This window comes from Streptosporangium sp. NPDC048886, from assembly GCF_055586905.1.
Map to the genome: position 1 here is coordinate 43,807 of NZ_JBVJHH010000052.1, position 12,666 is coordinate 56,472.

Here is a 12,666-nt window from a genome sequence, read left to right on the forward strand (position 1 = left end):
GATGCGCATCCTGATCGTGAATGTGAACACCACCGCGTCGATGACCGAAACGATCCGTGCGCAGGCTGCGGCGTACGCGTCGCCAGGGGTCGAGATCGTCGGGCTCACCCCGTCGTTCGGGCCGGAGTCGGTGGAGGGGAACTTCGAGAGCTATCTGGCGGCGGTCGCCGTGATGGACCGGGTCATCCGGTACGACGAGCCGTACGACGCGGTGATCCAGGCCGGATACGGCGAGCACGGTCGCGAGGGCCTGCAGGAGCTGCTCGACGTACCCGTGGTGGACATCACCGAGGCGGCCGCACAGGTCGCGATGCTGATCGGTCGTACGTACTCGGTCGTCACGACGCTGGACCGCGCCGTACCGCAGATCGAGGACAGGTTGCGGCTCGCCGGGCTGACCGACCGGTGCGCGTCGGTCCGGGCCAGCGGGTTGTCGGTTCTCGAGCTTGAGGGGGATCCTGGCCGGGCCGTCGACGCGATCGTCGCCGAGGCATGGAAAGCCGTCGTCGACGACCGAGCCGAGGTGATCTGTCTTGGTTGTGGCGGAATGGCAAGCCTCGCCCGGGAGATCACCGCCGCCACCGGGGTACCCGTCGTCGACGGCGTCGCCGCCGCGGTCGCCCTCGCCGAGGGGCTCGTCCGGCTCGGCCTCACCACGAGCAAGGTGCGCACCTACGCGGCGCCACGGCCCAAGACCGTGACCGGGTGGCCGATCGACAATGGAGGTGTCGCCTGATGGCCGAGCTGGACGTGCTGTTCAAGGCCCGTCGAGTGGTCACCGCGGCCGGGGAGGTGGCCCGCAGCATCGGCGTACGGGACGGGACGGTGATCGCGGTCGAGCCGCTGGACGCGGACCTCGAGGCCGCCGAGGTGGTCGAGCTCGGCGACGACGAGGTGCTGCTGCCCGGCCTCGTGGACAGCCACGTACACGTGAACGACCCCGGCCGGACCGAGTGGGAGGGCTTCGGGAGCGCCACCCGGGCGGCAGCGGCCGGCGGCGTCACGACGATCATCGACATGCCGCTGAACAGCATCCCGCCGACCACCGATGTCGCGGCGCTGCGGACGAAGCGGAAGACCGGCGAGGGACGGGTGTACGTCGACGTCGGCTTCTGGGGCGGGGCCGTACCGGGCAACCTGCGCGGGCTGCACGACTCGGGCGTGTTCGGATTCAAGTGCTTCCTGCTGCACTCCGGCGTGGACGAGTTCCCCCACCTGGAACCGGGCGAGCTGGCGGACGCGCTACGGGAGATCGGGGCGTTCGACGCACTGATGATCGTGCACGCTGAGGACCCGCACGTGATCGACCACGCCCCGGCCGCGCACGGCGCGAGCTACCGGGACTTCCTGCGCTCCAGGCCGCGGGGCGCGGAGAACCTCGCGGTCGCGCAGGTGATCGAGCTGGCCCGCCGGACCGGCTGCCGGGTGCACATCGTGCACCTGTCCAGCTCGGACGCGCTGCCGATGATCCGGTCGGCCCAGCGCGACGGCGTCCGGATCACCGTGGAGACATGCCCGCACTATCTGACGTTCAGCGCGGAGGAGATCGCCGAGGGTGCCACCCAGTTCAAGTGCTGCCCGCCGATCCGGGAGGCGGCGAACCGCGAGTCGCTCTGGCAAGGGCTTGCCGACGGCACGATCGACTGCGTGGTGTCCGACCACTCGCCGTGCACACCGGAGCTCAAACGGTTCGACGTCGGTGACTTCGGCGTCGCCTGGGGCGGCATCGCGTCGCTGCAACTCGGCCTGCCTGCGGTGTGGACCGAGGCCCGGCGCCGCGGCCACACGCTGACCGACGTGGTGCGCTGGATGGCGGAACGCCCCGCGGAGCTGGTGGGGCTGCCCCGCAAAGGCCGGATCGAGGCGGGCTACCAGGCCGACTTCTGCGTGTTCGCGCCCGACGAGGTGTTCGTGGTCGACAGGGAACGGCTGCACCACCGCAACCCGGTCACGCCCTACCATGGCCGGCCGCTCGCGGGTGTGGTCCGCGGTAGTTGGCTGCGCGGCGTACCGATCGACATCGACAGCCCGCCGCAGGGCCGGCTGCTCAACAGAGGAGGGGCATGACCGCCCACGGTTTCACCCGGCTCCCGGACCTGGCCTCACGTGCGCTGGCGGCGAGCGTGGTGCACGCCAACGACGAGCTGTTCGCCGAGCGCGAGAACCTGATCAAGCCTGAGCCGTCGGTCTTCTCGACGGAGGACTTCGGCCACAAGGGCAAGGTGTACGACGGCTGGGAGACCCGTCGCCGGCGCGAGCCCGGCAACGACCACGCGATCGTCCGGCTCGGTGTCCCGGGCGTGATACACGGCGTGGTGATCGACACCGCCTGGTTCAAGGGCAACTATCCGCCCTACGCCTCGGTGGAGGCGGCCGGCGTCGAGGGGGCGCCGTCACCGGCCGAGCTGGAGCGGGCGAGCTGGGAGACGATCGTCGGGAAGAGCGCGATCAAGGGCGACACCGAGAACGCGTTCGAGGTGGCGGACCGGCGGCGCTGGACGCATGTCCGGCTGAGCATCTACCCCGACGGCGGGGTGGCCCGGTTCCGGGTGCACGGTGATCCGGTGCCGGACCCCCGGTTCATGGACGGCACGATCGACCTGGCCGCGCTGGAGCACGGCGGCGCCGTGGTGGACTGCTCGGACATGTTCTACTCCTCGCCGGTGCAGCTGCTGCTGCCCGGCAGGGCCAGGATCATGGGCGACGGCTGGGAGAACGCCCGCCGCCGCGACGACGGCAACGACCACGTGACGATCAGGCTGGCCGCCCCTGGCCGGGTCCGCCGGGTCGAGATCGACACGTCGTGCTTCGTCGGCAACGCGGCCGGCTGGGCCTCGCTGCGCGGGACCGATGGCGATCATCTGGACGCGGACGCGGAATGGTTCGACCTGGTTGCGAAGACGCGGCTGCAGCCGGACACCCGGCACTTCTTCCGCTCGGCGTCGGCCGCGCCGGTCACGCACGTCCGGCTGGACGTCTTCCCCGACGGGGGTCTGGCCAGGCTCCGGGTGCACGGTGAGGTGGTCGCCGACGCCCACCGCGAGGCCGTGCTGCGCTGGCTCGATCTGCTCCCCGCCGAACACGCCGTCCAGGTTCTCGGCGGGGCCGGCGTTCTCCCGGAGACAGCCGAGGACCTTCTCCGACGGCGGCCGTTCGCCGCTGGCTGCGTGCTGCCTGCGACGGTGCTCTCCACCTTGTCGGGAGGACTTCCTCCGGCAGGGCTCACCGGCGTGCCCGCCTCGGAGACCGGGTGATCCCGCGTCGAACCCGATGATGAGATGGCGGGGTCCATGTGACGCCGGGGCTCGCCGGCGGCGAGGCGGCGACATCCGCCGGGAACCCGGTCAGATGGGGCGAGGGGTGCTCAGGCGGTGGGGGCACCGGTCACCCGCCGCCCGCCGCCGTTGCGCTCCTGCCACAAGCGGTAGACGTCGACGGCGGCCCCGTGCGGCTCGTAGCGCATCGGCAAGCGCCGCTCGGCCCAGTTCTTGGCGAACTCGGGGTAAAGGGTGTCGAGTTCGAAATATTTGCGGTCGTCCACGTAGTGGGGCTCATAGGCCTCACGAGTGGCGAGGAAGACGACCTCGTCCGGAGAGCAGTAGTACAGCGATCCCAGGCACATGGGGCAGGGATGCGCCAGGACGTAGACGGTGGTGCCGGTCAGATGTTCGGTGCCCAGCTTCATACACGCTTCGCGGATGGCGAGGATCTCCGCGTGCGCGGTCGGATCGGAGGTCTGGGCGACCTTGTTCGCGCTCTCGGCGAGGATCTCGCCGTCCTTGACGATGACGGTCGCGAACGGGCGGCCGCCCTCGGTGACGTTCTGGTGGGCGATGTCGACGGTGCGCTGTGCGAAGTCCATGAGAAGTCCTCGGTGAGAAGCGGGGGCCTCCGGCGAGCGAGCCGGCGGAGGGCGGAAAGGCGGACGGGGAAGGGGGAAGGGGAGTGGGGCCGGATGCGGTGCAGGGGCCTGTCCGGCCCGGGCCGGGTCTCGCGGTTCGACTCAGAAGGGCTTGGTGGGCAGGTATTTGCCGTCGAGGGTGATGACAGCGCGCTCGCCGCCCTCGGGGTCGGCGACCTTCTTCACATCGAGCCTGAAGTTGATCGCGCTGATGATTCCGTCACCGAACTGCTCGTGGACAAGGGCCTTCAGCGTGGTGCCGTAGACCTGGAGCATCTCGTGGAAGCGGTAGATGGTCGGGTCAGTGGGGACGGCGCCGGTGATGGAGCCGCGGGTCGGGATGGTCTGCAGCAGCATCACCGCGTCGTCGTCCAGGCCGAGCAGCTCGGCGACCGCCTTCGCCGCGGCCTCGGGCAGGGCGTGCTGGCCGAGGACGGCGGCGGTGACGAAGGCGACCGACAGGCCGGCGGCGTCGGCGATCCGCTGCCAGGTCAGGTCCTTCCGTGTCTTCGCCTCAACGGCAGCTGCGGCCAGGGCCTGACGGGCGGTGGGGTCGAACTGGGCGTGTGCCATGGGAGTGTTCCTTTCCTACGGGCCGGTCCGGGGTGGCGGGGAACCGGCAGGTCTCCGTGGTGCCTGGTGATTTCCGGGTGCTGGACGGCGACGGGACGTCGGGTGTGGGGCTTGGAGGTCAGACCGCGAGTGCGGAGGGACGGCCGGTGGCGTCGAGTTCTGCCACGGTCCCGGTGCCGATGTCGTAGATCCAGCCGTGCAGGGTGACCGTCTTTCCGGCCAGGGCGTGCGCCACCGAGGGGTGGGTGGCCAGGTTCGCCAGCTGCGTGAGCACGTTCTGCCGTACCAGCGCGGCCACCTTGCCCGCGCCCGTCTCCGTGGGCGTGGTCGTGGTGCGAGGCGGGGAGGCGTCCGCGTGTCGCAGCCACTCGGCGACCGCGGGAAGCGCGGCCGGGTCGAGACCGTCGGCCAGGGCGGTCATCGCGCCGCAGCCGGAGTGCCCGCACACCACTATGTCGGAGACGCCCAGCACGGCGACGGCGTACTCGATGCCGGCGGCGACACCGTCAGCGGAGCCGGGGGCGTAGGCGGGCACGAGGTTGCCGGCGGTGCGGATGACGAACAGCTCGCCAGGCTCACTCTGGGTGATCAGCTCGGGCACCACACGGGCGTCGGAGCAACTGATGAACAGCGTCGCCGGCTGGTGGGCGGTGGCCAGGCGCGTGAAGAGCTCCGTCTTGGCCGGGAAGACGTCTCGCTGGAAACGCGCGACCCCCTCTTCGAGATCCTGCATGGTTCACTCCCTTCGATTGGAGGCGGCCTCATGGGCTGACCTGATCCACCATGCATGACATGCGGCGATAGTGTCCAAGACGAACTAACCATGATCTCCATAGTTCTGGCCTATAGTCATCCCCGTGGCTCCGGAACTGCGTCACCTGCGCTATCTGATCGCCGTGGCCGAGCACGGCAACTTCACCCGCGCCGCCGAAGACCTGCGCATCTCCCAGCCCACCCTTTCTCAGCAGATCAAGCAGCTGGAACGCGCCGTGGGCGTGCAACTGCTGGACCGGAGCGGCCGCAGCGTACGCCTCACCGACGCCGGTGAGGCGTACGTCCACTACGCCCGGCGCGCCCTGCGGGACCTGAGCGCCGCCGAACGGGCCGTCTTCGACGTGGCCGACCTGTCCCGCGGCAGCCTGCGGCTGGCGGCGACCCCGACGTTCACCGCCTACCTCATCGGGCCGCTGATCGCCGAGATGCACGCCCGCCACCCCGGCATCACCCTGGACATCAAGGAGATGACGCAAGACCGCATCGAGTCGGGACTGCTGGCCGACGGGCTCGATCTCGGAATCGCGTTCTGTGATCACTACCTGCCCGGCATCGGTGGCACCACCCTGTTCATGGAGACCCTCAGCCTCGTGGTCGGCGCCCATGACTCCGACGGCGAGCACCTCCGGCCGATGCCCGCCCGAGATCTCGCCACGCGGCGACTCGCGCTCCTCAGCGGCGAGTTCGCCACCCGAGGGCACATCGACGCCTACTTCAGGCAGCAGAGCGTCAGCCCCCGCATCGTGGTGGAGGCGGACTCCGTCCAGGCCCTCATCGAAATTGTTCAGCGCGGCTCCGTCGCCACCGTCCTCCCCGACGCCGTCACCCACGACCACCCCGGCCTGAGCCCGATCCCGCTCGTACCGGCCCTGCCCACCCGCACCGTCACTCTGCTGCGGCGGGAAAACGCCTACCAGAGCGCCGCCGCCCGCGCCTTCAGCGCCGTCGTCGACGACCATGTCCGTGCGCGTGGGTACGCTCCCGCCTGAGCGGACGTGCCAGTGAGCTTCCCTGGTGACGGACCGCTGCTCCAGCTCGCCCTCCCCGAGCGTCTGCTCCCGGGTCAGCGCTCACTTTTCGCCCGGCCGGTTCGACGCCCGCACCTGTAGGGGTGGAGATGGCGTTGAGAGAGACGTTTTCCGACATCGACGGCCGCTGAGACGCACAAGCGTGTGCGTCTCACCACCCCTGCCGATGAGGTCACCGACGCGGTGGCCTCGTCGGCATGCCCGTGGAACAGCTCGCGCGGAGACCGGGCTACGTGGAGGTCTCCAGCTTCTCGCAGGCGTTTCGCCGTTGGAGGGGCCCGGTAGTGGTCGCGGGGAATCCAACGGATGTACGAACAGGGCCCCGGTCCGGCCCCGTGGACGGCGAGCTGGAGCGCCGTCTCCGGTTGAGCCTGTGTTGCTGCTAGTGTTGACGACCTCAGATCCGCAACCTTCTCCCGATGGTCTTGAGGGCCCGAGCTGAAGCACATGCTCCAGCTGTGGGGGAAGGCGCAAGATCTCCGCTGACAGTTGGAGAGTCTTGCCATGGGTGAAATCAAGCGGATCAAGAGCGCGCCGGGTTCCGGAGAACTGCGGCTGCTGACCGTGGTCAGTGCGCGGAAGGGCGCCGGCAGCAGCCCGACTGGGATCGTCGGACGGAGCCTGGCACGGTGCCCAGCTCTCGACGGTTCAGGATGCGCTGGCACTCACGCTGGCCGCCGCATGGTGGTGCTGTCCTCGCACGGGCCGGAGTACGAGGAGTTGTATCCGCCGGAGACGTGGTTCTGGCCGGCCGTCGAAAAGGCCGTCGAGCGTTCAGGGATCGAGTGGACTCACATCCGCTCATCGGCTGTGATGGGATCCATCGTCGAAGGCACCTATCCCGCCACGGGATCGGACCTGCCGGACACCATCAGACGTGAGCTGGTCGTCCGGGAGGCATTCCTGGACGAGGGCCACTATCCGTTCATCCACGAGGACGACCTCGCTGCCGTCGCAGTGTCAGCATTGCGTAACGACGAGTACGTCGGCGGCGTCCTTGAGGCGGTCGGCCTGCCGCTCTGCACCTTTTCTCGGGTCCTACGACGTCTGGGCGATCGAGAGCGCAGACCGGTTCCGCTGACTCCTGTCCTACGCCGGCAGTAGCGCGAGCGCCATCCCCGGCAACCGCTGCGCCCAAGGGGCGACGGGCCGCAGGCGGCGAGGACGCGCTCTGCGTGGACCAACCGGCCGGGCCGCGTGGCGGTGCAGATCACCGCCGCGCCCACCACCTACCAGGAGACGTTCCTCTTTCGGCTCGCCTTTGGGATACCGCTCGAGGAGGTGGGGCAGTGGCTCGCCGCCGCCGTTGAGGCGCCTTCGACTTGCTGAAACACAGGTTCACACTAAGAAGGGAATTGTCATGAAAAAGGGGATCAACTATGACACGGGGTTCCTGCCGGGAGACCGCTTCACCCGCAAGGTGTTCGACGTCGAAACCGTGCGGCGCGAGATGCGCGTCATCGCCGACGACCTGCACTGCCAGGCCGTCCGCGTGTCCGGCGGCGACCCCGCCCGGCTGAGCGTCGCCGCCCAGGAGGCCGCCGAGGCAGGGCTGGAGGTCTGGTTCGCGCCCTTCCCCGTGGACCTGCCCGACCAGGACGCGCTGGCCCTCTACGCCGACTGCGCCGAGCGCGCGGAGAGGGTGCGGCGCGGCGGGGCCGAGGTGGTGCTCGTGGCCGGCTGTGAGTACACCACCTTCGGCCACGGCTACCTGCCCGGCGACACCTACACGGCGCGCATGGACGCCATGATGGCCGACCTGGCCTGGCTGGAGTCGCTGAGCACGACTACGGGCCGCTTCAACGCGTTCCTCGCCGAGGCGGCCGAGACCGCGCGGCCGCTGTTCGGCGGCCGGATCACCTACGCTTCGGCCCCGTGGGAGTCCGTTGACTGGGCCCCGTTCGACCTGGTGGGCGTGGATGCCTACCGCGCCGCGTACAACGCCGACACCTTCGCCGAGGAGATGCGCGGCCACTTCAAGCACGGCAAGCCCGTCGTGGTCACCGAGTTCGGCACCTGCGCCTGGCGGGGCGCGGCCGAGCAGGGCGGCGCCGCGATGCTGGTGCCGGAGGGGGCGGTGCCGGACGAGGGCGAGCAGGTCCGCTACTTCGAGGAGTTGATGGACATCTTCGAGCAGGAGGGCGTGGCCGCCGCCTTCTGGTTCAGCTTTGCCGGATACGCCCTCCAAGGCGCGGCCGACCTCGGCTCCTACGGTGTCGTCAGGATGCTCGACGCGACCAGGTGGGAGCCCAAGGCGGTCTTCCACGCCATGGCCACCAGGGAAGCGCGCAGCTCGCGGAAACGCTGAGGCGTGACTGAAACCTGCGGCGTCATATTGGAGGATGGACGCGAGCGCTGACCGAGGTGGCGGCGTTGCGGCGCGCGGCTGAACGTCTTGGGCCGCCGCCGCACGTGTCCGCCATGGCCAACCACGCCGACTTCACCGCGATGATCAAGTTCGGGTGGTCCACCGTTCGTCTCGCGGGTAGTGGCCCGTCAGATTGGGCACGGCGCCAAGGCATCCGGCCGGGCCGCCTGGTGACTGGGACTGTGTGAGAGCGCAGGGGCGGGGGAGTTCGGGCATCTCAACTCTCCTGCTCCGGGGGACAGTCTCGGCCGATGGGGGTCGTGATGGCTTGCTCACGAAGTCGGCCAAGAAGAAGGGCGTTCTGTTCGCGAAGGCGTTGAATTTGCGCGCGGAGCTCGCCGTTGGTGGTGGTGAGTTGACGGATGCGGGCTTCTTCGGAGGGGGCGGTCATGCGCTGGCGGGCAGGCTGGCGTTGTCCGGCCTACTGCTGGTGGTCCCGGAGTTGCCGGACTTCGTCGATCAGTTCGGGGACCCGACCCTCCCGGGAGCGGATCAGGGCCAGGGCGGCCTGGAAGGGATCGGAATCGGGGTCGGCGGGCGGGGCGGGGGAGCGGCGGCGTAACCTGCGGGCAGGCGCATCCTTCATCCCAGCCGATCTGGCGTGCGGTGCACCTGCCCATCTCATGATCGCTATGACCATCCTGCTGTCGGTGACGACACCGTGGCGTAGCGGGGGTCGGCCGCCGGTTGCGGTAGCAGAGTGCGTGGCGACTTCAGCCCCCAGGCCGGGCTCATGTCCCACGGTAGGCCTGGACCTGTAGCGTCCTACGCTCCGGGGTTTCAGGAGCTTCCGCCAGCGGTCGAGGCGGCTACTGCCGGTCGTCGCCTTCCAGCCGCGATACAGCGTCGACCTGCCCATCCCGAGGTGCTTGGCGACCGCGGTGATGGACTCCCCGCGGACACGGGCGACGGTCAGAGTGTCGGCGTCCAAGGCCGGGGGCCGGCCACCCCTGCGGCCCTGGGCGGTGGCGGCCGCCAGGCCGTCCAGGATGCGTTCGCGGATCATCTCCCATTCCATTTCCGCCGCCACTGCCGCGACCATGAACAGCAGCTTGTCGGCCATGGACTGCCTGTTCGGCCGGTGGACGCCCGCGCAGATGCCCGACAGGATCTCCAGGTTCACCCCGCGCGGAGCGAGTTCGTCCTCGAGGAGGACCAGCAGTTCCTTTCACCCCGGAGCAGCCGATCACCGAGGCCGGGGCATCGCGCCAGGCCACTCCAGTGCGGCAATACGATAAGCGAGAATGGCGGCACTCGATCAGCAGTAAATTAAGGCTAGACGTAAACCCCAACTATCCAAGGCTTCATCGATTCAGAATGCTTCAAACACCATCGACCACTCAAATAATGGCCAGTAGCGCTCATTTATGATGAGCGCGCCCGCGATGTTTACAAGCGGAACAATCGCCATAGTCCATGCAAGAACTAGTTTTACGCGCGTCAGTCGTTCAGGGGCGGCCTTGGCGAGCTGAAGTACGCCGGTCACTCTCATCATCGCAAATGCGAGTAGCCATAAAAATGTTGCGACGATAACTGTCATCGCGATTGATGTCGCCGACTAGGGCGTACGCGCCCTCGACTCCGGGAATGTCGAAACTTGAGGAGGATCCGTCGCTTTCAAGGATAACCCCAAAACATTTCAGATGAGCTTTCTGATTATGAATCCATTGGTGGGCATACCGCCCCTGGGCGGCCGCTAAGAGCGGGCCGGTTAGGTTATTACAGAACGGCCGGACAGCTTCCTGATAGTGGTGAGAGTGGAACATCAAAGGCGAACAGGTAATCAATTAGGACGAAAATGTTGGAGCTGCTTCCCTAGTCGCGGCGGAGGATGAACGCTTCCTCATCTGCATCCGCGCCGGTGGAGGCAACCGCCCAGAGCGTGCTCGATCCCGGCACCCAGGTGATCGATGTCCTCGTCACCCTCTCCCATGCGTCCTTGTCCTGGTCGGGGATGGGCAGGCTGGGACCATAGGAGGCGACCCACTTACCAGCTGCGTACCGCAGGAAGAGCACCTGCTTGGGATGGGTCAGGTCGACGCCGCTGGCCCACACGGTCCCGGATGCGTCACTGGCGAGGCCAGAGAGGTGTCCCTGGTCTACCGACACCGGCACCTGGCGCCAGGATGCTCCGTCGTAGTGCAGTGAGATCGGCGTTTCCAGCATCTGGTTCTTGTTGTCCGGGTCGGGCAGGTTCTTGTGTCCGACCGCCCAGACGTCGTTCTCGGCCACTTGCCATACCTGGGTGAGCTGGCCGCCGGGGATCGGCGGGGTGCTGCTCACGTTCCACTTGGTGCCGCCGTCCGTGCCGTGCAGCACCAGCGGCCGGTTGTCCGCCGAGCCGACCGCCCAGTAGTCGCCCGCTGAGCCGACCGCCCAGATGTCGCCCGTCTTGCTGTGCGCGGTGATCGCCTGCAGTGAGCCCGGGGTGCTGAACTGCGTGGCGAACCCCTTGCTCTTCGTCCAGCTCAGGACGGTGGCCTCGCTGTGACCTTTTCCGGGGTGCAGGACGCCGTATTCGAGGTCTGTGTTGCCGGCGAACCACGGGCGCTTTCCGGAGACGGCGACGTCAGAGAACAAGATGTCGGTGTTGAGGGTCTTGTTTCTGTATGGGTGGTGTTTCCTCCAGCGGGAGCCGTTCCAGTGTGCGGCCCAGGTGACGATCCCGTTGCCGACCACCCACACGTCGTCGGCCGCGTATGCGTCGACACCATCGATGTAACGGATGTCCCCCCCCCGGGAGCGGTGACCTGGCGCCAGCGCGAACCGTCCCAGCGCTCAATGACCGGATCACCGAAGTCATCCTCTGTGCTGCCCTTTTCGCCGACCGCCCACACATCGCGCTCGCCGGTCGCGGCCACCTCCACCAATGCACTGGCGGAGGAGATGTTCGCCCCCTCCACGATGTGCCATCGCCCCGTTTCATCGTTGATTGTCCTCAGCCTTGGCGATGTTGGTGTCGTGATCTGCAAATTCCCAACCGACGAGGAGATTTTCGACAAGGACGACAATGTCGCCTGCGTCGACAAGGCATCAGTCGTCCCACAAGCCATGGCTGACGAACTCAGGCAGATCATAGGAACAGCAAGGATCGATAGGCGGCGACCCAGGGTACGACGATCACTCATGATAAGGAACAATGCCAGATTTTCACCCATCAGTCTGCTCTAAGGATGACGCGGGCAGGTGACGGTGTCGCCCGGGTGAGTCGTAGGAGCAGGAAGCGTCGCCAAGCGGAAGGAGGCGGTGGCGGCTGACCAGTGGATATTGGGCGGGGTGGCCCACGCTGATCCACCGCTCAGGCTTACGACCCCGTGCATGATTAGCCGTGGCCTCTGAGGTCCTGGCTCGTCGGGCCAGACGTGGTGAGAACACTCGAACGGACGACCATCCTGGAGAACCGGCGGATCACGGGCCTGTCGGTTGAGGTGATCGCGGAACTGGTGGCCGAGATCGGACCGTTGTGGCAGGCCCGGCACCTGACCACGCTCGCCAACCGCCTGCGACGGCGCGCCATCGGTGCCGGAGCCAGGCACAAGCCGGTGTTCATCGATCGGCCGCCGGCCCCGCTGGCGCATCTACGTCATGGCCTCACGCACGATGTGCTGGGTTGCCGGTTCGGCGTTGACCGCTCCGCCCTCACCCGCGCCATCGGTCAGATCCGCCCTCTCCTGGCTGAACGGGGTTGTGGCATCACCGCGGGGCGACGATTGCGGACTCTGGCCGATGTGGTCTCTCACCTGGCAAGCAGCGGCCAGGAAGCGATCTTGGACGCCACTGGGACCCGGGTGCGCCGCGCCGCCGCTTGACCCTTTCCGGCTTGCTTGGTCTGCCCCCTCCCACCCGCAGTGGCCACCATGCGAGATCCGTGTCGTTGATCCGTGGCCGGGTTCCGTGGCCGGGTTCCGTGGTCGGGTTCCGTGGCCGGGTTCCGTGGTCGCCACGGATGCGGGCCGGCCAGGCCGGAAGGAAAGCTGTGCATAGGCGAACAACGGGTCGAGATGACCCACGAGCACAGGAGT

The 12,666-nt window shown here is 68.0% G+C and carries 14 protein-coding genes; 8 read left to right on the forward strand and 6 right to left on the reverse strand.

The features are described 5' to 3' along the window. Position 1 precedes the first annotated feature (1 nt). The 3 genes from ACZ6R6_RS42300 to alc are packed head-to-tail and all read left to right on the forward strand — an operon-like array spanning position 2 to position 3,254. A complete protein-coding gene (locus tag ACZ6R6_RS42300) occupies positions 2-736 on the forward strand; it encodes an aspartate/glutamate racemase family protein (protein ID WP_470102571.1) in 735 nt (244 codons plus the stop codon). Beyond that, positions 736-2,067: an allantoinase AllB gene (gene allB / locus ACZ6R6_RS42305; RefSeq protein ID WP_470102572.1), complete on the forward strand. Its 1,332-nt coding sequence runs from the start codon at positions 736-738 to the stop codon at positions 2,065-2,067. The genes ACZ6R6_RS42300 and allB overlap by 1 nt, the downstream gene beginning before the upstream one ends. After that, positions 2,064-3,254 carry an allantoicase gene (gene alc, locus ACZ6R6_RS42310; protein WP_470102573.1) on the forward strand — a complete coding sequence of 397 codons (1,191 nt, stop codon included), beginning with the start codon at positions 2,064-2,066 and terminating at the stop codon, positions 3,252-3,254. The genes allB and alc overlap by 4 nt, the downstream gene beginning before the upstream one ends. A 110-nt stretch (positions 3,255-3,364) precedes the next feature. Here alc and ACZ6R6_RS42315 read toward each other — a convergent pair whose 3' ends face one another. From ACZ6R6_RS42315 to ACZ6R6_RS42325, 3 genes are all read right to left on the reverse strand, one after another. Next, positions 3,365-3,862 carry a nucleoside deaminase gene (locus ACZ6R6_RS42315; protein WP_470102574.1) on the reverse strand — a complete coding sequence of 166 codons (498 nt, stop codon included), beginning with the start codon at positions 3,860-3,862 and terminating at the stop codon, positions 3,365-3,367. Positions 3,863-4,003: 141 nt separating this feature from the next. Beyond that, positions 4,004-4,474, reverse strand: a complete 471-nt coding sequence (cynS, locus tag ACZ6R6_RS42320) for a cyanase (protein WP_470102575.1) — start codon at positions 4,472-4,474, stop codon at positions 4,004-4,006. Between the two features lie 118 nt (positions 4,475-4,592). Beyond that, positions 4,593-5,207: a carbonic anhydrase gene (locus tag ACZ6R6_RS42325; RefSeq protein ID WP_470102576.1), complete on the reverse strand. Its 615-nt coding sequence runs from the start codon at positions 5,205-5,207 to the stop codon at positions 4,593-4,595. A gap of 124 nt (positions 5,208-5,331) precedes the next feature. On the opposite strand from ACZ6R6_RS42325, the gene cynR reads away from it, so the two are divergent. The 3 genes from cynR (at position 5,332) to ACZ6R6_RS42340 (ending at position 8,584) form a co-directional block, all read left to right on the forward strand. After that, positions 5,332-6,237, forward strand: coding sequence for a transcriptional regulator CynR (cynR, locus tag ACZ6R6_RS42330; RefSeq protein WP_470102577.1), 906 nt, complete (start codon positions 5,332-5,334; stop codon positions 6,235-6,237). 543 nt (positions 6,238-6,780) lie between these two features. After that, positions 6,781-7,380 carry an SDR family oxidoreductase gene (locus ACZ6R6_RS42335; RefSeq protein WP_470102578.1) on the forward strand — a complete coding sequence of 200 codons (600 nt, stop codon included), beginning with the start codon at positions 6,781-6,783 and terminating at the stop codon, positions 7,378-7,380. 256 nt (positions 7,381-7,636) lie between these two features. Beyond that, positions 7,637-8,584, forward strand: coding sequence for a hypothetical protein (locus tag ACZ6R6_RS42340; protein ID WP_470102579.1), 948 nt, complete (start codon positions 7,637-7,639; stop codon positions 8,582-8,584). A 481-nt stretch (positions 8,585-9,065) separates the two neighbouring features. Here ACZ6R6_RS42340 and ACZ6R6_RS42345 read toward each other — a convergent pair whose 3' ends face one another. The 3 genes from ACZ6R6_RS42345 to ACZ6R6_RS42355 form a co-directional block, all read right to left on the reverse strand. Then, complete coding sequence (locus ACZ6R6_RS42345; RefSeq protein WP_470102585.1) at positions 9,066-9,806, reverse strand: helix-turn-helix domain-containing protein; 741 nt, start codon at positions 9,804-9,806, stop codon at positions 9,066-9,068. A gap of 150 nt (positions 9,807-9,956) precedes the next feature. Continuing rightward, complete coding sequence (locus tag ACZ6R6_RS42350; RefSeq protein ID WP_470102580.1) at positions 9,957-10,184, reverse strand: hypothetical protein; 228 nt, start codon at positions 10,182-10,184, stop codon at positions 9,957-9,959. 275 nt (positions 10,185-10,459) lie between these two features. Beyond that, a complete protein-coding gene (locus ACZ6R6_RS42355; protein ID WP_470102581.1) occupies positions 10,460-11,323 on the reverse strand; it encodes a hypothetical protein in 864 nt (287 codons plus the stop codon). 66 nt (positions 11,324-11,389) lie between these two features. Here ACZ6R6_RS42355 and ACZ6R6_RS42360 point away from each other — a divergent pair, with 66 nt between their 5' ends. After that, the gene (locus tag ACZ6R6_RS42360) at positions 11,390-11,815 is read left to right on the forward strand and encodes a hypothetical protein (RefSeq protein ID WP_470102582.1); all 426 of its coding nucleotides are present in this window, start codon (positions 11,390-11,392) and stop codon (positions 11,813-11,815) included. A gap of 194 nt (positions 11,816-12,009) precedes the next feature. Beyond that, positions 12,010-12,453: a helix-turn-helix domain-containing protein gene (locus ACZ6R6_RS42365; RefSeq protein WP_470102583.1), complete on the forward strand. Its 444-nt coding sequence runs from the start codon at positions 12,010-12,012 to the stop codon at positions 12,451-12,453. Positions 12,454-12,666: the final 213 nt, after the last annotated feature.